The organism is Arachidicoccus rhizosphaerae, from assembly GCF_900107765.1.
Lineage (GTDB): Bacteria > Bacteroidota > Bacteroidia > Chitinophagales > Chitinophagaceae > Arachidicoccus > Arachidicoccus rhizosphaerae.
In genome coordinates this window covers 122,653-142,542 of sequence record NZ_FNQY01000011.1, presented here as the reverse complement: position 1 = coordinate 142,542, position 19,890 = coordinate 122,653, and the positions used below count along the sequence as shown (strand labels likewise).

Here is a 19,890-nt window from a genome sequence, read left to right as displayed (position 1 = left end):
ACAACAGCAATTAAAATTTAGTAGCTTCAAATATTTATTGAAATGATTGAATTAGCAAATTTGTCTAAATGGGTGAAAGCCGGTGGCAACCAGACCTTTTTATTAAAAGATATTAATTTAAAAATAGATAAAGGGGATTTCGTATCTATTATGGGGCCGTCCGGGTCCGGAAAATCCACCCTTTTAAATGTAATCGGTATGTTGGACGATTATGATGAAGGGCAGTATTTATTTGACGGAGAAGATGTGGGCGGACTGAAGGAGAAGGCCAAACAGTCGCTGCATAAGGATCATATCGGATTTGTCTTCCAGGCTTATCATTTAATTGATGAGCTGACGGTTTATGAAAATATAGAAACGCCTTTATTGTATCAGAATATGAAATCAGCTGAGCGAAAGGCGATAGTGGCTGATATGCTGGACCGGTTTCAGATGGTAGGTAAAAAGGATCTGTTTCCTGCGCAACTCTCCGGCGGGCAACAACAGCTGGTAGGCATTGCCCGTGCCCTGGTGGCAAATCCTGATATTATCCTGGCGGATGAACCGACAGGTAATCTGAATTCAAAGCAGGGGGAGGAGATTATGGATATTTTTACCAGGCTGAATAAAGAAGATGGTGTAACGATCATCCAGGTGACGCATTCGGAAAAGAATGCCGCCTATGGGCACCGGATCATTAATTTGCTGGATGCCAGGATTGAAAATTGATTTGTTAACCTGTAAGCTGTAGATGTAACTATATAAAAAAGACTGGAAGGATTTCTAGATGGCCTTCCAGTCTCCCTTTAAAAAAATAAGTTTAAATCAGCGATAATCCTTGCTTTACATTTTGCACAAAGGCGACCGAAACGCCGGTAACCTTGGCAATTTGCTGTTCATTCATAGAAGCCTCTAAGATTAAGGACGTAACAAAGGAAATGGTGTTCTTTAGTGTTACTTGTTGCGTTACTTGCTCAGTTACTTGTTCAGTCACTTGTTCTTTGGCATCCTGGACTGCAGTTTCCAACTCCAGTTGCCTTTTCCTTTCCCAGGTTCTGTCTTTGTCAAATAGCATAAAGTCCTCCTTTTTTAGGTTTGCAATTTCAGCGTATTCAAATAATGGTCTAAACAAATCGTTATCAAGCTGAGGCGGGACCTTCTTTAGTCGTCCCAAGTTTCTCAGCAAAAACAAAAATACATCTTTTTTGTCATTCAACTGATCCAACCGTTTATTGAATTTAGATAGTTCCACTGTCATAATTTTTGACAGATGCATTGTAACGACACCTGTTTCCATATCTCCATATTCAGTCATGGAAATACAGGGTATTCGTGGATCCTGGTGAACGATACAGTTGGCAATCAACACCCCGACAAGGGCTGCTTGGTTGTGATCAAAAGATGTTCCTTTATTCATTGCTAATGAGTGCGCTCTTGCCATGTAATTATGCATTCGGTTAAGCAGAAATGAGATTTTCTGATTCTGCATTTCAACGATAAATTCTCTTTCACTTCCATCTGAAAATAATAAATCATAAATTACTTTCCTTTCGTGAATAGTCTTACCGGGGGTTTCTGCATTTTTAAAAAGAACTTTTGTGATAGCCGGAATTCTTTGGTCAAAAAAGGAATTCAGCGTCTCCTTTAATAAATCCCCTTTTTTGACAATTGACTTATCCTTATTATTGGATGTAGTACTTGGCTCTCCGCTATTGCCAAACAAAATTTTAAATCCTACATCTCCTAAAGGGTTGATAAAAACTGTTTCCTCGCCTGTTTTTAAAAAGTATTCCTGAAAAGATTCGGCCCCATTGTCGTCTGGGGGAATTTTATTTACATTTTTATCCCTTTTAGAGGGGCCGTAAGGTTCGCAGACTTCCCGTACCAGGTTAAGACACTGCGGCGAAATAATGTACTTTTTCATAGTTTTTCAATTTAAATAGTAAACAATCTTTGGCAATCGGATGACAAGACAAATCTTCATCAAAAACATAGTAATCAATAATTTGATTATTATGCTGGCATAATAACTGATAAATAACTTATAATGTAAAGATAAGAATATTATTTTTAAATGACAATTATATTAGTAAATTATTTTAAAAGTTTTGGTGGATAATTTTTTAAACTTTCGAATGACGGTCATATTTAAACCCATCCAAACTGCTTTTTTTACTTATTGATACCTCGTAATATAATTGCAATGAACATTTGTTTTAAAAAATAATTTGCTTTATAAAATAAACTAGTTTAGTTTTGTATTGTAAAACAAAATCAAAATAAAATGGAAGACAAAGCAATTTCTCCAACTGAAAGTCTGCAAATCATAGAAAAAATGCTCGCAGATACCCGGAACCGCTTTTATAATAACGGGTTTGCATTTTTATTCTGGGGACTTCTGATTATAATTATCTGTCTAACCTCCTTTGCGACGCATGCCTTAGGGCATGAGGGTAGGGATGGCTGGATCTGGGGTATCGGTATAAGTGTGGGAATAATCGCAACGGCGATGTATTTTTGGAAAATAGCGCCTAAGACCAGAAAATTTACCAGATTGGATGCTATTAACGGAAAAGTCTGGATTGGCTATGCCATCAGCTATTTTGTATTAATGTTCCTATGTGCACATTATCATTTATTTGCCCCTCCGTTTATTTATTTACTGCTGGGCATGGGGATGTTTATTACCGGTGGAATTTATAAATTCTGGTCGTTATATGCAGGCGCGATTATCTTTTGGTTAGGGGCGGTCATCTCCGCGCTGCTGCCAATGAATAATAGCCAGCTATTACTCACAAGTTTATTAATGTTTTTGGGTTATTTACTACCAGGTTATATCCTTTGGAAAAAAGCAAAAGGAGAGGCCCATGTTTAAGGAACTGGATTCATTATTGCATTCTGAACTCAGACTGGCGATTGTCAGCCTACTGGTAGGGGCTGGAGAGGCTGAGTTTAAGGAGCTAAAGGAAAAGACAGGCGCTACGGCCGGTAACCTGAGTGTTCAGGTGCAAAAACTGGCGGATGCAGGTTATATTGAAGTGGAGAAAACCTTTAAAGGTAAATACCCCTTAACAACATGCAAGATTACAAAAGTGGGTCTGAAGGCCTTTGATAACTATGTGGAAGCCCTGAAGGATTATTTGAGACCTAAAAAATAACAACAAACTATTTTGGCTTACCGAAAGGTGGCGACCGTTTACCTCAAAAACCGGGAAAATTTCCCAAAAACTTCTGAATTTTACGGAACATACAATTTCAACCAAATACAATGAAACCTTATATACTTACCATTCTGGTAGGGTTACTAGCGGGGCACCTGCATGCACAAACGACCATCGAGGGACAGGTCAAAGACAATAAAATGCGCCCGCTAATCGGCGTCAGCGTTGCCGTAAAAAACGGATATGACGGTTCCATAACGGATAGTTTGGGGAATTACCATTTTACGACACCAGATCAGGGGTCGGATACACTGGTATACAGCTTGACGGGCTATGAGACAGTCGAAAAAGTGGTTCAGTTAACAGGTTCAACCTTGACATTAAATATAAATCTGAAAGAGGCCTTTAATGAACTGAGTGCTGTTACGATTACGGCAGGTTCATTTTCTGCAGGAGACAATAAAAAAGGGGTGGTATTATCCTCCTTGGATATTCTGACCACTTCCACGAATGCGGATATTTCTTCGGCTATGCGCCTTTTGCCCGGGACACAACAAAATGGGGAATCCTCCGGCTTATTTGTACATGGAGGAACGGCAGGAGAAACCGCGCAGTATATGGATGGAGCCGTTATTCAAAACCCTTATTATGCGGGTGGCCCCCAGATTATGCAAAGAGGAAGGTTTGATCCGAGATTATTTAGTGGAACCATGTTTGCCACAGGGGGATATTCCGCATTATATGGTAATGCCATGTCTTCAGTGCTGCTGATGAACAGCAATGATCTTCCTGAAAAGTCAGAATATGAAATTGATATTTCTCCCATTGCCTATGTCAATCTGAGAACACAACAGCTGGCAAAGGATAAAAAGTCAGCCTATGGAGTCAGTTATAATTATATTAATGTATGGCCCGAAATGCAGGTTTTAAATACCTATTTTGATATTACCAGAACGCCAGAGTACCATACGGCTAATTTTTATTATCACAGGAAGACCAGGGGAGGAATGATTAAATATTATACGGAGTTCAGCCATAATGATGTTGGATATAGCTGGACGGATATAGATATTTTGAGTTTAAAAGATAAGATTAATGTAGCCAATAATAACTGGTATAATAATGTAAACTGGACGGAGAATCTGGGAAACCGCTGGAAATTGATCTGGTCCAATAGTTTCAGCATAAACCATGATCACATTAACAGAAGTATTTTAGATGGCAATCATGAAGTTCAAAGTTTTTCCTCCAGCTATTACTGGATGAATAATAAAATTTTTACTTATTTAAACACCGAATCACATTTACAATCCAGGCTGGTTCTGGAAAAGAAATTCAGGAACCTCGCAGCCATTCGCTTCGGTGGCGAATATGACTACGCACATACTGACGGAGATTATAATGATCGAAATATAACATTCAAAGATAATTATGGTGCTGTATTTGCGGAGAATGATCTGTATTTCACCAATGATTTTATGCTAAAAACAGGTGTCAGAGCAGAAAGGTCCTCTCTTATGAATGAGACTAAGGTGGCTCCAAGAATATCTACGGCCTACAGAATAGGGCCCAATGAACAGCTATCTGCAGCCTATGGGATTTTTTATCAAAAGCCGGAGGATAATTATTTGATGTATAATCAAAATCTGAGTTTTACCAGATCGGATCAGTATATATTAAATTATCAGAAAAGCACCACCAGTCAGATTCTTCGCCTGGAAGCTTATTATAAAAAGTATGCGGATCTGGTGAGGTTTGTGCCTGCCACCCAGGTGAATGATTATCCCTATGATAATGGAGGCAAAGGACATGCGGAAGGATTTGATCTGTTTTGGAAAGATCAGAAAACCTTTCCCTTTAAATACTGGATCAGCTATTCTTATATACATACAAAGCGCCAGTTCTTAAATTATCCGACGCAGCTTGAGCCGGATTTTATAACACCCCATACTTTTTCAGCCGTGCTGCAACAGTTTATTCCTAATATAAAAACTCAGGTGAATTTCTCCTGTAGTTTTGCTACCGGCAGACCTTATTATTACTTTAAACCTGACTTAGAAAACCATACCTATCAGCTGGATAAACAAGGCAAATCATCACCCTACAATAATCTGGATTTTAGCATCGACTATCTTCCTGATTTCGGTAAGACGCATAAAAAGATGACAGTCATGTTTGTGGCAACGGTTAAAAATATATTGGGACTGCAGCAGCTCTATACCTATAATTACTCCTATGACGGATCCTATAAACAACCTGTTTGGCCCATGAGTAAAAGGCAATATTTTATTGGAGTGTTCTTTAATTTCGGAAGAGACCGGTCGCAGGAAATCATCAACGAAAACCTTTAATTTATTTAATCATAAAAAATCAGACAAAATGAAAAAGATAATTTTGATCAGCTGTGTTGCAGTATTACTCGCAACTACAAACCTGGTAGCACAATCTGCCAGATATGCGCCAACCATGAAAACAAATCTGGAATTGCTTAAAAATGCGAAAAGCATGCAGGATTATAATAGTGTTGCTGCTGCCTTTACCAGAATCGGACAGGCAGAAAAAACTTTATGGGTTCCTTACTATTATGCGGCTCTTGCCAAATTGCATGGTGCAATGAATGATCAGAATGTGGATAAAGATGCCATAGCCGCACAGGTGGATTCCTTACTTTCAAGTGCAGAAGCTATTCAGCCAAATTCTGAACTAAGCACTTTGCATTATTATAATGAGGTTTTAAAAATGACGGTGAATCCGGCTGCGCGGTTTATGGAAGAAGGACCTTTACTTGAAAAATATTATGGGCAGGCTGTAGCCCAGGATTCTACCAATCCAAGGATTTACTTTATGAAAGGCCAGACTGTTTTTCATACACCAGAAAGTTTTGGAGGTGGCCCGGCTGCCGCTAAAACGCTTTTCCAAAAGGCAGTAGATTTGTATGCTACGCAGGATAGTACAAAAGATTTTAAACCTAAATGGGGGAAAGAAGATGCGGAGGCGATGCTCAAACAGTGTGAGAAGTAGCATTATTAAATAAGAGCGTCCGGTAGATTTTTACCGGACGCTCTTGTTTCGGGCTAGATAATCTGCCAATGCTTTTTGCTGCCACAGGGTTATTGTTGTACTTGCGATGGACGACTCTTTGTTTTGCAGAATTGTTTCAACGGCAGCTATTGTTTTGCAGTGGATTGCCGGCAGGCAGAGCTTTTAGGATATTGTTTGTCTGATTGGGTTTTTACCATATTTTGATGTGTTTAAAGGGGGCATCTTTGCTTTCTGTTAAAAACCTGAGCACTGGTCTGTGTTCAGGTTTTTACTTGTCCGCGCTATTTGCGCCGTAAGGATGTTGTAGAAAGTTTGTCAGGTGGGTTTAAAAAATAAATGGTTATCCTAAAGAAAAGTAATTACTTTGCGTAGTATATCTTATCCATATGTCTAAGTCATTTATCAACATAAAGGAGCTGGCCCAGGCACTGAATCTGTCCACCTCGACCGTATCCAGGGCCTTTAGGGATAAGAATGATATTAATCCCCAGACCAAACAGTTTATACTGGATAAAGCCAAGGAACTAGGTTATTACCCAAATATTTATGCGAGCAACCTAAGAGGTTCCAAAAGCCGGACCCTGGCTGTGATTATGCCTGAACTGGCCAATAATTTTTTCTCTCTGGCCGTAAAGGGTATCGAAAAAGTGGCACAGGCTAATGGGTACCATACCCTGGTATATGTTACGGATAGTAGTTATGAAAAGGAGGTGAGTATCGTGGAGGATTTGTTCAATGGCCGGGTGGAAGGAATCATTATGTCTGTATCTGGTGAGGGAACGGATCATCATTATATTAATAAGTTGAAAGATAGTCAGATACCGCTTGTTTTTTTTGACCGTATCTATGATGATATTGATGTGCCAAAGGTGGTAACAGATGACTATGAGAGTAGTTTTAAAGCCACGGAATATTTTTTGAAAAAGGGATTGGAAAAAGTTGCTTTTCTGGTTATCGATAAAAGTGTTTCTATTGGTAATGCTCGTTTACAGGGCTACCTGGAAGCCCATAAGAAATGCAAAAAACCAGTCGATAAAAATTTGATTGTTGACTGCTCCAATGATTTTGATGAATCTTATGATGCCATAAAAAAAGCGATTGCGATGTACCAGCCCGAGGCATTATTTGCAAGTGTGGAACGTCTGGCTACCGCGGCTTACCGGGTTTGCAATGATTTGAAAATCAATATCCCCAAGGATATAAAAATTATCAGTTTTTCTAATTTAAGTATTGCGGATCTATTACAACCTTCGCTTTCTACCATCACCCAACCTGCCGAGGCTTTGGGCAGGGAAGCGGCAAAACTCATTTTCGGAGTCTTAAACGGACTCCAGTTACCAGATAAAGAGCAAATTTTACGCTCAGAAATTATCCATCGCTCCTCCAGTAAATTTTTGTAATAATAATTCTAAACGGACATCCAAACGGTTGTTGGTTATCAAATTGTTACCTGTCCTTATCCAGGAGGCTTTGCCTTCATTTTTGTTTAAGTTTTTGCCAAAATGCTAACGCCATGTGTTATAAAAACCTTAAAAAAAGTTAATAAAAATTTGGTTGTTATTTAAATTCCTTTTAGTTTAGCCGCTGTAATGTTATCGGGAACGTTTCCGAATTGTTATCGGGAACGTTCTCTAAGCTATAAAGAACCCTGAAAAATACATTCATTAACAAAACATTAAAATATTTTAAAACCTTCAATGAAATGATGAAATCTAAAAAACTCCCTTTTTTACTGGGACTCTTCTTGTCGGTCGTCTTTTGCGGATGGGCGGCAGCTCAGGGAGGTAAAACCATCTCCGGGGTCGTTTTAAGTCAGGACCAGGAGCCACTTGCCGGCGTATCCGTTTCCGTACCCCAGACCAGTATTGGAACGATTACGGACGATAAGGGTGCTTTTTCTCTTCAGGTGAAGCCCACAGCTTCCAGCCTCTCTTTTTCTTTTATTGGATATATTTCCCAGGTGGTGCCTATCAACGGAGAGGCTCCAATACATGTAGTCTTAATAAAGGACAGTACCTCTAAATTAAGTGAAGTGGTGGTAATCGGGTATGGCTCCGTCAATAAAAAAGATGTTACCGGTGCCATCTCCACCATTTCCACTAAGGATTTTCAAAAGGGAGCTATCACGAGTTTTGATCAGATGATTGCAGGTAAAGCGCCCGGTATTTCCATTACCTCAAATGGCGGACATCCGGGCAGTGGTGCTACCATTAGAATCCGCGGACTTTCTTCCTTAAGTGCCAGTCAGGATCCTTTGCAGGTGGTTGATGGAGCTCCTTTTGACGGCTATGTGAACCCTAATGATATCGAGTCCGTGACTATTTTAAAAGATGCGGCATCTGCTGCGATATATGGTTCCAGAGCCTCAGGTGGGGTTATTTTGATTACCACCAAGAAAGGAATCGCCGGCCAGACCAAAATTAATTTTAATACGCAGTTTTCTGTCAGCAAGGTTAAGGGTTATGTGGATGTATTGACCGGCGACGAGTTTAGAGATTATATTAATTCCAATGCTTATTTCACCGCGGATTATAAAGACCTCCTAGGGTCCGCCAATACCAACTGGCAAAAGGAAATTTATCAGACTGCACTTACAACCAATAACAATCTGAGCGTTTCCGGTGGACTCGGCAAGATCCCGTACCGCTTATCGGTAGGCTATCTGAACCAGGATGGTATACTGAAAACTGATAATATGCAAAGAACGACCGGGTCATTAACCTTAAACCCGTCATTTTTGGATAACCATTTAAAGGTGACCTTAAATTTAAACGGAAGCCTGACCAGAAATAGAAATGCCAATCAGGGAGCCATCGGCGCTGCTGTGGCATTTGATCCTACGCAGTCCGTTTATGATGAGTCCAATACGCTCATGGGTGGTTATTTTGAATGGATGCGTGACGCAAGTACCCCGAATCCGCTGGCTGCTTTTAACCCGGTGAGCCTACTGAATCAACGCAGAGACGTAAGTCATTATAACCGCGGATTTGGTAACATTAATCTGGATTATAGTTTGCATTTTCTGCCTGATTTACATATCAGTGCTAATTTAGGGTTTGATGTAGGTAATACTACGGGTACCACTAAAGAAGACAGTACTTCCAGAAATACCTATAATATTCAAGGGGACGAAGTATATAAAGGATTAAATAATCAGTACAGCAGTGACTTCAATAATTATTTTGCGGAGTATATGCTGAATTATAAGAAGGATATTGCTTCTATTAAAAGCAACATCAATGCAATGGTCTTATACGGATATTATGATAACAGAAGTGTCAATGATAACTATGCTTCTTTTGATTACCTGGGCAGAGAAATCCCGAATACGGAACAAAAATATCCTTACACGCTGGATCAGTCAACCTTGATTTCTTATGTGGGCCGTTTGATTTATACCTATGATGAAAAATATACGTTGACGGCTTCTATTCGTAGAGACGGATCTTCCAAGTTTGCTCCTGCAACAAGATGGGGATGGTTTCCTTCTGTAGCTTTGGGCTGGGACTTAAAACAAGAATCATTGTTTAAAAATGCACGCGGATTATCTTCCCTGAAATTTAGAGCCAGTTACGGTAAGACCGGTAACCAGGGTGGGATAGATAATTATAAATATATTCCCAGCTATTATCTGAGTGATAATACTTCTGAATATCAATTCGGGGATGATTTCTATTCTATGTACACTCCATCCAGTTATGATGAGTCCCTGAAATGGGAAAGTACGGCGTCTGCTAACATCGGACTGGATTTTGGCTTCCTGAATCAAAGAATCTACGGTAGTCTGGATTTCTATAATAAGCACACCACAGATTTGCTGGCAACAGTAGATATCGCTGCCGGTACCAACTTTACCAATCAGCTGCTGACCAATATCGGTTCGATGAACAGTAAAGGGGTTGAACTAAATCTGGGTTTTGTTCCAGTCAGAACGAGTGATTTGGAATGGACCGTTAACCTGAACGCTTCTTATAATAACAGTGAGATTACTAAACTACTGGCTTATCCGGATTCTTCCTATAAAGGTCAGGTGACCGGAGATATTGAAGGTGCAACTGGTCAGACCATCCAGATCCTGAATCTGCATCAACAACCCAATACGTTCTTGGTATACAAACAGGTATATGATGCTAACGGCAAACCTATTGAAGGCGCTTATGCGGATTTAAACGGTGATGGTCAGATCTCTCCATATGATGATCAGTATTATTATAAATCTCCATGGCCTAAATGGATTATGGGTTTCAGTACAAATCTGACCTATAAAAAATGGAGTTTCAGCACGACACTCAGAGCCAACATCGGTAATTATATGTATAATAATGTGGCCTCTAATCAGGGAATTGCCTATAACATGGGTGTTAACCAATACCTGGCCAATGGCGTAAGGGATGTCCTGTATACTAACTTTATAAATAAACAGCAACAGTCTGATTATTACGTTCAGAATGCCTCTTTCCTCAAAATGGACAATATTGGTATTACCTATAATGTAGGAGAAGTTTTTGGACTGAAATCATCCAATTTAAGCCTGAGCGGCCATGTTCAAAACGTGTTCTGCGTTACAAAATATGACGGGTTAGATCCTGAAATTTATGGCGGTATTGATAAAAATATTTATCCGAATCCAAGGGTTTACACCGTTGGCCTGAATCTTAACTTTTAACCTGATCTTAATTCAATGGCTTTCTGCTAAGAATAGCCGTTATAAAAAATATTGCAATGAAACATTATTTTCAAAAGATACATATAATTTGGGCGGTGGTTTTGGGCATGACTTTATTTTCATGCAGCAAAAAACTGGATCGCACGCCCATTAATACGACTAGTGATGCTGATGTATACAGCACCATTGGGGGAACTAAAGAAGCGCTGGCTAAAGTGTACGGTGCATTTGCATTAACCGGTAGCACAGGCTCCGGTAGTTCAGATCTGGCTGGAATTGACGCCGGGACATCAGATTTTTTGAGGCTGTATTGGAACGCACAGGAACTGCCAACAGATGAAGCCCTCTGTGCATGGGGAGATCCCGGCATTCCAGATCTGAACGAAATCAGCTGGACTTCCAGCAACACTTTATTAAACGGGTTGTATAACCGCTGTATTTATCAGATTACAGTAGCGAACGCTTTTTTAAGAGCGACAGCCACCACACCTTCTACTTTTTCTGAAGCCGATCAGGAAGATTTAAAACACTTCAGAGCTGAATCCCGTTTTATCCGTGCGTATCAGTACTGGGTGTTGATGGATTTATTTGGCAATCCTCCTTTCACCGATGAGAACAGCACCATTGGTAAAGTAGCGCCGCAACAGATTAAAAGAGCTGATTTATTCAATTATGTTGAAAGTGAATTAAAGGCAATTGAACCTGATCTGGTAGCACCCGGACAAAATGAATACGGCAGAGCCGACCAGGCTGCTGACTGGGCATTACTGGCCAGATTGTATCTGAATGCGGAGGTGTATACAGGTACCGACCATTATACAGATGCCATTACTTATTCTGAAAAAGTCATTAATTCCGGTTACAGCCTGGATAAGAACTATAATTACCTGTTTTTAGCAGATAATAATCTAAATAACCCTGAGACCATTCTGTCTATTAATTATGATGGTAATAAGACCCAGAACTATGGTGGTACTACTTTTCTGGTAAATGCCTGCATCGACGGTAGTACAGGAGCCGGTCCGACTTCTTATGGCGTGCCATCAGGCGGCTGGGGTGGCATCAGAGCACGTTCTCCGTTCCCTAAACTTTTCGGAGATGATTATACCACTTCAAAGGACAAGAGAGCTGCGCTGCTGCTGGGTACGGATTATGATATTACCAACACAACCACTTTCGCACAGGGTATAAAAGTGATTAAATTCAGAAATACCAATTCTGACGGAACCTTGCCGGCTAACGCAGGTACTTATGTATCTACTGACTTTCCGCTGTTCCGTCTGGCGGAACAGTATCTGATTTATGCTGAAGCCGTATTGCGTGGCGGCACTGGCGGTGATAAGACAACAGCTATCAGTTACATAAATTTATTACGTGAAAGAGCCTATGGCGATGCAAGCGGAGATGTGACTAATATTGATCTGAACTTTATCCTGGATGAAAGAGCCCGTGAATTGTATTATGAAGCCTTCAGAAGAACGGATTTGATTCGTTTTGGGAAATTTACCGGAAGCTCTTATGTATGGCCATGGAAAGGTGGCTTAAAAGATGGAACCAGCGTTGCGGATAAATACAACCTGTTCCCGATCCCAGCATCTGACCTGTCTGCAAATCCGGAAAACCTGACACAGAATCCGGGATATGGAAGTTAATAGTATCAATCACCTAGATAAAATTACAACAATGAAAATTCGATTAAATTTTTTATACATTTTGGCAGCTGTGCTGATGCTGTCGGTCGCTTCCTGTAAGAAGGATCAGACCATGGTAATTGCTAGTTCCGACGCGGCTACTGAACTGACGGCCAGTGCACAGACTCTTGTGTTAAATGAAGAAAATGCGGCAGACCAGGCAGTAACACTTAGCTGGTCAAAACCGGATTTTGGTTATGCTGCCGCCATTGATTATTATTTACAGGTGAGCTTTAAAGATTCCGCCTTCAGTAAAATATCTTCAATCGGGATTGGCACCGCAACCAGTATCTCTTATACAGTAGAAGATTTAAACACCCTGCTGCTGGGGGCTAAATATCCTTCTGATGAGGCAAATGATGTACAAATAAGAGTCCTGGCACAAGTGGCAGACAGTCTGTTTGTTTATTCCAATGTGTTGACGGTAAATGTGACGCCTTATCTGGCCAAACGGGTAATTACTTATCCGAATCTGTATATGCCCGGAGACTATCAGGGGTGGGATCCGACCAGTGAGACGATTGCCAAATTATATTCAATCAACAGTAATACCTCTTACAAAGGGTATATTAATGTAGAGGCTGATACCAATTATTTTAAAATTACTGCAGCTCCTAACTGGGATGGTACCAACTATGGAACCGGAGGTAAAGGGTTACTCTCCACCACGGGGGACAACCTGATGATTGATACAGCCGGATACTATTTGGTTACCGCTGACACAAAAGCGCTGAGTTGGTCTTATACCCGAGAAAACTGGGGTATGATTGGTGACGCCATAGGCGGCTGGGATGATGCCGATGAAGTGATGTTTGATTTTGATAAAGAAAATCAGGTGTTAACTAAGACCGTTAATCTGGTTGCAGGCGGCCTTAAATTCAGAGCCAATCACGATTGGACCCTGAACCTGGGTGCAGGAGCCAAATATGGCGGCGATAATTATACGATTACCACAGCAGGAACCTATCTGATTACCTTGGATTTAAGAGTGCCTGATGAGCCTGTTGTTACAATGACCTTACAATAATTTAAAATCTCCCCTGGCCTGGTCTGATGCCTATATCTAGTGCCATGCCAGGGGTTTATATTTATTTTTCATTCATGCGTATTTTAAGTACAGCTATAATTTCATTAAGTTTAATCTCGTCCGCTATGGGCCAAAACAGTATGGTAGTCACTACCGAAGCACAAAACATCTCATCCTTGAAAAAAGAACAAGTACCACATGCTATACCCGCGCCTTATGGGCTGTTGACGCCCGGGAAAGTGGAAAAAGTGAAACAAGTGGAGCATGGGATTGCCATTAAAACAACAAACAGTTATGTTGAGATCCTGGCCTATTCTCCAACGGTGATTCGTGTAAGGATGGACAAAAAAGTGTTAGGTAAGGACTTTTCCTATGCGGTTGTAGAAAAGCCGCAGTCGGTGAAAACCGCCTGGGAGCAGTCCGGTGATCAGATCGTGTTTTCCACGGATAGCGTAGAGGTAAAGATTAATAAAGACCCTTTTGCCGTAGCATTTTACAGCAAGGATGGCAAATTGATTAATGAAGATATTGCCAGCATGGGTACCAGCTGGATTGGAGAACAGGTGACTACCTATAAAAAATTACAGCCGGAAGAAAGATTTATTGGCCTGGGTGAGAAGACGGGTAATCTGGATAGAAAGGGCACCGGTTATGTGAACTGGAACAATGATTCTTACGGATACGGTGCAAATGAAGATCCGATCTATTCCAGCATTCCATTTTATATCGGTTTACATGATCAGCTTTGCTATGGAATATTCATGGATAATACTTTTAAGTCTGATTTTAATTTTGGGGCCAGCAATAACCGCTTTTCCTCTTTCGGCGCTGACGGCGGTGAGATGAATTATTATTTCATTTACCGTAAAACAGTAGCGGATATTATTACGGATTATACGGCGCTTACCGGACGCATGGCTTTACCGCCGCTTTGGAGTTTAGGGTATCAGCAAAATCGTTACAGTTATTATCCCGATACAGAGGTTATCAGGATTGCCAAAACCCTCAGAGAAAAGAAAATTCCGGCCGACGGTATTACGCTGGATATCCATTATATGGAAAAATATAAGCTGTTTACCTGGGATAAGAAAAGATTTCCTCAACCCGCAGAAATGAATAAGGAACTGGAAGCCATGGGCTTTAAAACAACGGTTATTGTTGATCCGGGTATTAAAGTTGAAAACGGATATCCTGCCTATGAGGACGGTACACAAAAGGATGTCTTCATTAAATACCCCGATGGTCAGCCTTTTACAGCTGAGGTATGGCCGGGCTGGTGTAATTTCCCTGATTTTACCAGTGAGAAAGGCAGAGACTGGTGGGAAGAAAAGGTGAAATTCCTGGCTAACACCGGAGTGGACGGTATCTGGAATGACATGAATGAGATTGCCAGCTGGGGCAATAAGATGCCATTTAATGTATTATTTGATTATGACGGTCAGGGGGCTACGACCATTGGTGCCCATAATGTGTATGCTCTTCAGATGGCCAGAGCCAGCTATGAAGGTGCTAAAAAGAGTTTTAATGAAAGGCCCTTTATTCTGACACGTGCAGGATATGCCGGGCTGCAAAGATATACGGCTATCTGGACGGGGGATAACCGTGCCGAGGATGATCATATGATTGCCGGGGTTCGCTTATTAAATAGCCTGGGCCTGAGTGGAGTTGCCTTTACCGGAATGGATATCGGCGGCTTTACCGGCAACCCAAGTATACCTTTATATGCCAGATGGATACAGATTGGTGCATTTACGCCGTATTTCAGAGGGCACACCGCGGTCAATACGAAATCAGCGGAACCCTGGACCTTTGGAGAAGAAGTTACTGAAATCGCCCGCAATTTTATCGGCCTGAGATACCGGTTAATGCCTTATATCTATTCAAATTTTTATAATGCCACGCAAAACGGGCTGCCGGTGATGCGTAGCCTGGCTATCGATTATAGCTTTGATAACAAGATCTATGATACCCGTTATCAAAATGAATATTTATTCGGGCCTGATATGCTGGTGCTGCCTTTTGAGAGTAAAGAGCAGTTCGGTGAAGCCTATTTCCCCAAGGGGATCTGGTATGACCTGTATACCGGAGCTGTGCAAAATGGCAATGAGGAGAAAATTATCAAACTGGCTTATAATAAATTGCCTGTCTATGTAAAAGGCAGTAGCTTTATACCCATGCAGTCGCTGGTACAGTCTACGCAGCAATTGCCCAAAGATACCCTGGTATTAAATATTTATAAGGGCCATACAGATAATACCTACAGTTATTATGAGGATGACGGAAAATCATATAACTATCAGTCAGGCGATTATTATCAAAGAGACTTTGTGTATGATCCCGCAAATAACCGGATTATACTTAAAAAGAAAACCGGAAACAGGGCTTCCCTATTTAAAAATATTAAACTGGTCATGCATGGTTTTGGACAACAGGAACATTTCTCCATCGGCGGGCACGAGGTAAGCTTTAAAAAAGATTTTGTAGCGCTGTTAACGCCCATTTCAAAATTCGATCCTCAGGGGGTGGCCAATCCGCTGGAAGGGGAGGATGTGCTGAGTCATGTTATTAAAAACAGTGACGACGAAATTGTAATCAGCATTCAATAAGTATACATTATTATTCAAATCGTAATCAGATGAGGGGTTCTTTTAAGATTTTACTGGTATTTATAATAGGTACTTGCGTTTGTAAGATGAATGTTGCAAGAGCGCAGTTAAAGCCGCTGGAACGTGTAAGGCCTATGTCCTGGTGGGTGGATATGGCAGACTCTTCCTTGCAATTACTGGTGCATGGAAAGGATATTGCCGCAAGAACCGTAAATTTCAGTTATCCCGGGGTGCATTTAATAAAGGTGCATCAGGTGGAAAACCCGAATTATCTGTTTATTGACCTGATCATTGACAAAGGAACCAGGCCTGGAAAGTTTGATTTACGTTTTACAAAAAAAGGGGCCAAAGACCTGGTTTATGCGTATGAGTTGGCTGAGCCGAGTTCAGATCCGGGCCGCAACCAAGGCGTAACAAATAAGGATTTAATTTATCTGGTGATGCCGGACCGTTTTTCCAACGCAGATCCTTCCAACGACAAAGTAGCTGGTATGAAGGATCAGTCCCTAAACAGAGATTCCATGTATGAGCGTCATGGTGGAGATATACAGGGGCTGATGAATCATCTGGATTATATTAAGGATTTGGGCGCCACTGCTGTCTGGGCAACCCCCATGATCGAAAATGATATGTCCAGCGCCTCCTATCACGGGTATGCCGCTACGGATATCTATAAAATTGATCCACGGTTCGGCACCAATGAACTTTATAAAGCTTATGTGGAAAAAGCACACAGCATGGGGCTTAAGGTGATTAAGGATGTGGTACACAATCATATCGGTTCTGAAGGCTGGATCATGCAGGACCTGCCCATGAAGGACTGGGTGCATCAGTGGCCTTCCTATACCAACAGCAGTTACCGTGATCAGCCGTTGATGGATGTACACCGGTCAGAAACGGATAAAAAAGTAATGCTGGACGGTTGGTTTGTTCCAACCATGCCGGATTTAAACCAGAATAATCCTTTTGTCGATAAATATCTGACACAGAATCATATTTGGTGGATAGAATATGCGGGAATTGATGGCCTGCGCCTGGATACGTACCCTTACAACGACCCGGAATTTATGGCGGACTGGGCGAAGGCGGTTTTAAGACAATTTCCGCATCTATCCATATTTGGGGAAACGCTGGTGACGACACCTGCTGAACAGGCTTTTTTTACCGGCGGCAATACCGTGAACAGAGGACTCGATACCCATTTGCCTGGCGTAACGGATGCGGCCTTAAAAGATGCGATTTACGGATTTTTGAATGATAAGGAAGGCTGGGTCGATGGATCCAATAAGTTGTATGCCGTTTTGTCCCTGGATTTTTTATACAAACATCCTGAACAAAATGAAGTTTTCCTGGATAATCATGACATGAGCCGTTTTTACTCCATGGTAGGAGAGGATTTTAATAAATTTCAGCAAGGAATGGGGATTTTGCTGACCATGCGGGGTGTGCCTCAGATCTATTACGGAACGGAAATCCTGATGAAGAACTTTTCAAATCCGGACGGGCTGGTCAGAGAAGACTTTCCGGGCGGCTGGAATAAAGATACCACTGACAAGTTTCATGCGGCCGGCCGGACTGTGATGGAGAATAAGGCCTTTAACTTTGTCCGGACGTTGGCTCAATTCAGAAAGACCAGTCATGCACTGCAGACAGGAAAATTAATGCAATATGTACCGGAAGATAAAATCTATGTGTACTTTCGGTATATGGCTGCAGAAAGTGTAATGGTTATTATTAATAAAAATGACAGTGAGAAGAAGCTGACTACCGACCGGTACAAGGAAAGTGTAGCAGGCTATCATAGTGCAATAAATGTATTGACAGGGCAAGAGTTGTCAGATATTAAGGAAATTACACTTCCTGCAAATGGCATAACTATCTTGCAATTAAAGAAATAATGAATAAATCTCTTGTCTGTAAAGGGCTTAAAAAGGCTTGTTTGGCGGCAATGGCCGTTTTGATGTTAGGTAGCTGTCAAAACAAGGGGAAGCAACAAAATAGTGAGCGGGCCGCAGCCGCGATCAGTACCACTAAACCTGTTATATATCAGGTATTCGTACGATTATTTGGTAACCAGAACCTGACCAATCATTTTTACGGATCTATTGAACAAAATGGCGTAGGTAAGTTTAATGATATTACCGGCAGGGCACTGGATAGTATCAAAGCGTTGGGGGTAACGCATATCTGGTATACGGGTGTGCTGGAACACGCTACCATGACTGATTACAGCAGGTATGGTATTCAGCCCGATGATCCTGACGTGGTCAAAGGAAGAGCCGGTTCCCCCTATGCGGTAAAGGATTATTATGATGTAGATCCGGATCTGGCATCAAATGTTGATCACCGCCTCCTGGAGTTTGATTCCCTTATTGCCAGAACACATAAGCATGGTTTAAAAGTCATTATGGACTTTATTCCCAATCATGTGGCCCGGAGTTACCATTCCGATAAAAAACCGGCTGGCATCGTTGATTTTGGAGCAAAAGATGATAAATCACTGAATTTCAGTGCTAATAATGATTTTTACTATTTGCCCGGTACGGCCTTTAAAGTGCCTGCCGGTGTGGACGCCGGAGGGCCGGAGTTTACTTCTGCCCTAAAGGACGGAAGGTTTGCTGAGGTGCCTGCAAAGGTGACGGGTAATAACGTGCTCAGGCCGGACCCTTCTATTGATGACTGGTATGAGACAGTTAAACTGAACTATGGTATTGACTTATTCCACGGGGATTCCTCTCATTTTAATCCGATGCCTCCCGTATGGACAAAGATGAGAGATATTCTTTTCTATTGGGCCGGACAGCGAGTGGATGGGTTTAGATGTGATATGGCAGAAATGGTTCCTTTGCCATTCTGGTCTTTTGTTATAGCACAGGTGAAAGCCAAATACCCGGATGTTATTTTTATTGCTGAAGCGTATGATCCTCAAAAATATGCCGCCTTTACCAAACCGGGTACCTTTGATTATCTGTATAATAAAGTAGGTTTATATGATGCACTAAAACCCATCATAAAAAATGACAGCGGCGCAAATACGGCGCAAATAACGCAGGTGCTGAATCAACAGCGTCCATTTGCCGGCCATATGCTCAACTTTCTTGAAAATCATGATGAAGAACGTATCGCCTCAAATAGTTTTGCAGGAGATGCTTTCTGGGGTGAAGCGGCCATGGGTGTGGCTGCAACCGTCGGCCCGGGGCCGGTTCTGTTATATTTCGGACAGGAGTTAGGCGTCAGCGCCAATGAGGCTGAGGGCTTCGGCGGAGCCGATGGCAGAACCACTCTTTTTGATTACTGGGGAATTCCTGTTTATCAGCATTGGGTGAATGAAGGAAAATTTGACGGGGGGCATTTAGATGACAGGCAGCGCAGTCTAAGGGCTTTTTATCAGAGTTTATTCAGGATGATCTCCCGCCACTCCGTCATGCATGATGGAAAACTCTCAGTAATTAAGAGCCCCGGTCTGGGTAAACTAGGTTTTGCCTATCTGCGCTATAATCAACAGGAGACCCTGTTTTTTGCGGCAAATTTCAACCATAAATCAAGTTTGCATGCAGCACTCAACTTGCCGGACTCTGTGTCTTTGGGTGCTGCGAAGGCCTTAAGGCCGCTGCTCTCCAATACAAATGACGATAGCTTTGCCTTAGATGGGAACACCATTGAGATTGAACTTCCGGCCGGCGGGTTTCAGGTTTGGCGAATTCGTTAAGCGCGCCAT

The 19,890-nt window shown here is 41.6% G+C and carries 13 protein-coding genes; 12 read left to right on the top strand and 1 reads right to left on the bottom strand.

The features are described from left to right. Positions 1 to 42: 42 nt before the first annotated feature. Positions 43 to 708 (top strand): ABC transporter ATP-binding protein, encoded by a 666-nt coding sequence (locus BLU80_RS11105; RefSeq protein WP_091398097.1) that lies wholly within the window; start codon positions 43 to 45, stop codon positions 706 to 708. Positions 709 to 799: 91 nt separating this feature from the next. Here the strand turns inward: BLU80_RS11105 and BLU80_RS11100 are convergent, their stop codons facing one another. Then, entirely contained in the window at positions 800 to 1,903 is a 1,104-nt protein-coding gene (locus BLU80_RS11100; protein WP_091398095.1) for a PD-(D/E)XK nuclease family transposase, read from the bottom strand. 360 nt (positions 1,904 to 2,263) lie between these two features. Here BLU80_RS11100 and BLU80_RS11095 point away from each other — a divergent pair, with 360 nt between their 5' ends. The 11 genes from BLU80_RS11095 (at position 2,264) to BLU80_RS11045 (ending at position 19,881) form a co-directional block, all read left to right on the top strand. Continuing rightward, positions 2,264 to 2,854 carry a hypothetical protein gene (locus BLU80_RS11095; protein ID WP_091398091.1) on the top strand — a complete coding sequence of 197 codons (591 nt, stop codon included), beginning with the start codon at positions 2,264 to 2,266 and terminating at the stop codon, positions 2,852 to 2,854. Next, the gene (locus BLU80_RS11090; protein WP_091398088.1) at positions 2,847 to 3,137 is read left to right on the top strand and encodes a winged helix-turn-helix domain-containing protein; all 291 of its coding nucleotides are present in this window, start codon (positions 2,847 to 2,849) and stop codon (positions 3,135 to 3,137) included. Before BLU80_RS11095 ends, BLU80_RS11090 begins: the two co-directional genes overlap by 8 nt. 110 nt (positions 3,138 to 3,247) lie before the next feature. After that, on the top strand, positions 3,248 to 5,491 hold the full coding sequence (locus BLU80_RS11085) for a TonB-dependent receptor (protein WP_091398085.1): 2,244 nt from the start codon (positions 3,248 to 3,250) through the stop codon (positions 5,489 to 5,491). A 28-nt stretch (positions 5,492 to 5,519) separates the two neighbouring features. Continuing rightward, positions 5,520 to 6,161, top strand: coding sequence for a hypothetical protein (locus tag BLU80_RS11080; RefSeq protein WP_091398082.1), 642 nt, complete (start codon positions 5,520 to 5,522; stop codon positions 6,159 to 6,161). Positions 6,162 to 6,568: 407 nt separating this feature from the next. After that, positions 6,569 to 7,582 (top strand): LacI family DNA-binding transcriptional regulator, encoded by a 1,014-nt coding sequence (locus BLU80_RS11075; RefSeq protein ID WP_091398078.1) that lies wholly within the window; start codon positions 6,569 to 6,571, stop codon positions 7,580 to 7,582. Between the two features lie 302 nt (positions 7,583 to 7,884). After that, positions 7,885 to 10,848: a SusC/RagA family TonB-linked outer membrane protein gene (locus tag BLU80_RS11070; RefSeq protein WP_211481819.1), complete on the top strand. Its 2,964-nt coding sequence runs from the start codon at positions 7,885 to 7,887 to the stop codon at positions 10,846 to 10,848. 56 nt (positions 10,849 to 10,904) lie between these two features. Then, a complete protein-coding gene (locus tag BLU80_RS11065) occupies positions 10,905 to 12,500 on the top strand; it encodes a RagB/SusD family nutrient uptake outer membrane protein (RefSeq protein WP_091398074.1) in 1,596 nt (531 codons plus the stop codon). Between the two features lie 31 nt (positions 12,501 to 12,531). Continuing rightward, positions 12,532 to 13,566 carry a SusE domain-containing protein gene (locus tag BLU80_RS11060; RefSeq protein ID WP_170831212.1) on the top strand — a complete coding sequence of 345 codons (1,035 nt, stop codon included), beginning with the start codon at positions 12,532 to 12,534 and terminating at the stop codon, positions 13,564 to 13,566. 125 nt (positions 13,567 to 13,691) lie between these two features. Further along, on the top strand, positions 13,692 to 16,172 hold the full coding sequence (locus BLU80_RS11055) for a glycoside hydrolase family 31 protein (RefSeq protein WP_244518879.1): 2,481 nt from the start codon (positions 13,692 to 13,694) through the stop codon (positions 16,170 to 16,172). 29 nt (positions 16,173 to 16,201) lie between these two features. Next, complete coding sequence (locus tag BLU80_RS11050; RefSeq protein ID WP_091398066.1) at positions 16,202 to 18,070, top strand: glycoside hydrolase family 13 protein; 1,869 nt, start codon at positions 16,202 to 16,204, stop codon at positions 18,068 to 18,070. Continuing rightward, positions 18,070 to 19,881 (top strand): alpha-amylase family protein, encoded by a 1,812-nt coding sequence (locus tag BLU80_RS11045; RefSeq protein ID WP_211481818.1) that lies wholly within the window; start codon positions 18,070 to 18,072, stop codon positions 19,879 to 19,881. The genes BLU80_RS11050 and BLU80_RS11045 overlap by 1 nt, the downstream gene beginning before the upstream one ends. Positions 19,882 to 19,890 lie beyond the last annotated feature (9 nt).

Excerpts from the sequence above, each read along its gene's own strand:
- BLU80_RS11105 (WP_091398097.1), top strand. The coding sequence starts at position 43 with ATGATTGAATTAGCAAATTTGTCTAAATGGGTGAAAGCCGGTGGCAAC.
- BLU80_RS11100 (WP_091398095.1), bottom strand. The coding sequence starts at position 1,903 with ATGAAAAAGTACATTATTTCGCCGCAGTGTCTTAACCTGGTACGGGAA.
- BLU80_RS11095 (WP_091398091.1), top strand. The coding sequence starts at position 2,264 with ATGGAAGACAAAGCAATTTCTCCAACTGAAAGTCTGCAAATCATAGAA.
- BLU80_RS11090 (WP_091398088.1), top strand. The coding sequence starts at position 2,847 with ATGTTTAAGGAACTGGATTCATTATTGCATTCTGAACTCAGACTGGCG.
- BLU80_RS11085 (WP_091398085.1), top strand. The coding sequence starts at position 3,248 with ATGAAACCTTATATACTTACCATTCTGGTAGGGTTACTAGCGGGGCAC.
- BLU80_RS11080 (WP_091398082.1), top strand. The coding sequence starts at position 5,520 with ATGAAAAAGATAATTTTGATCAGCTGTGTTGCAGTATTACTCGCAACT.
- BLU80_RS11075 (WP_091398078.1), top strand. The coding sequence starts at position 6,569 with ATGTCTAAGTCATTTATCAACATAAAGGAGCTGGCCCAGGCACTGAAT.
- BLU80_RS11070 (WP_211481819.1), top strand. The coding sequence starts at position 7,885 with ATGATGAAATCTAAAAAACTCCCTTTTTTACTGGGACTCTTCTTGTCG.
- BLU80_RS11065 (WP_091398074.1), top strand. The coding sequence starts at position 10,905 with ATGAAACATTATTTTCAAAAGATACATATAATTTGGGCGGTGGTTTTG.
- BLU80_RS11060 (WP_170831212.1), top strand. The coding sequence starts at position 12,532 with ATGAAAATTCGATTAAATTTTTTATACATTTTGGCAGCTGTGCTGATG.
- BLU80_RS11055 (WP_244518879.1), top strand. The coding sequence starts at position 13,692 with ATGGGCCAAAACAGTATGGTAGTCACTACCGAAGCACAAAACATCTCA.
- BLU80_RS11050 (WP_091398066.1), top strand. The coding sequence starts at position 16,202 with ATGAGGGGTTCTTTTAAGATTTTACTGGTATTTATAATAGGTACTTGC.
- BLU80_RS11045 (WP_211481818.1), top strand. The coding sequence starts at position 18,070 with ATGAATAAATCTCTTGTCTGTAAAGGGCTTAAAAAGGCTTGTTTGGCG.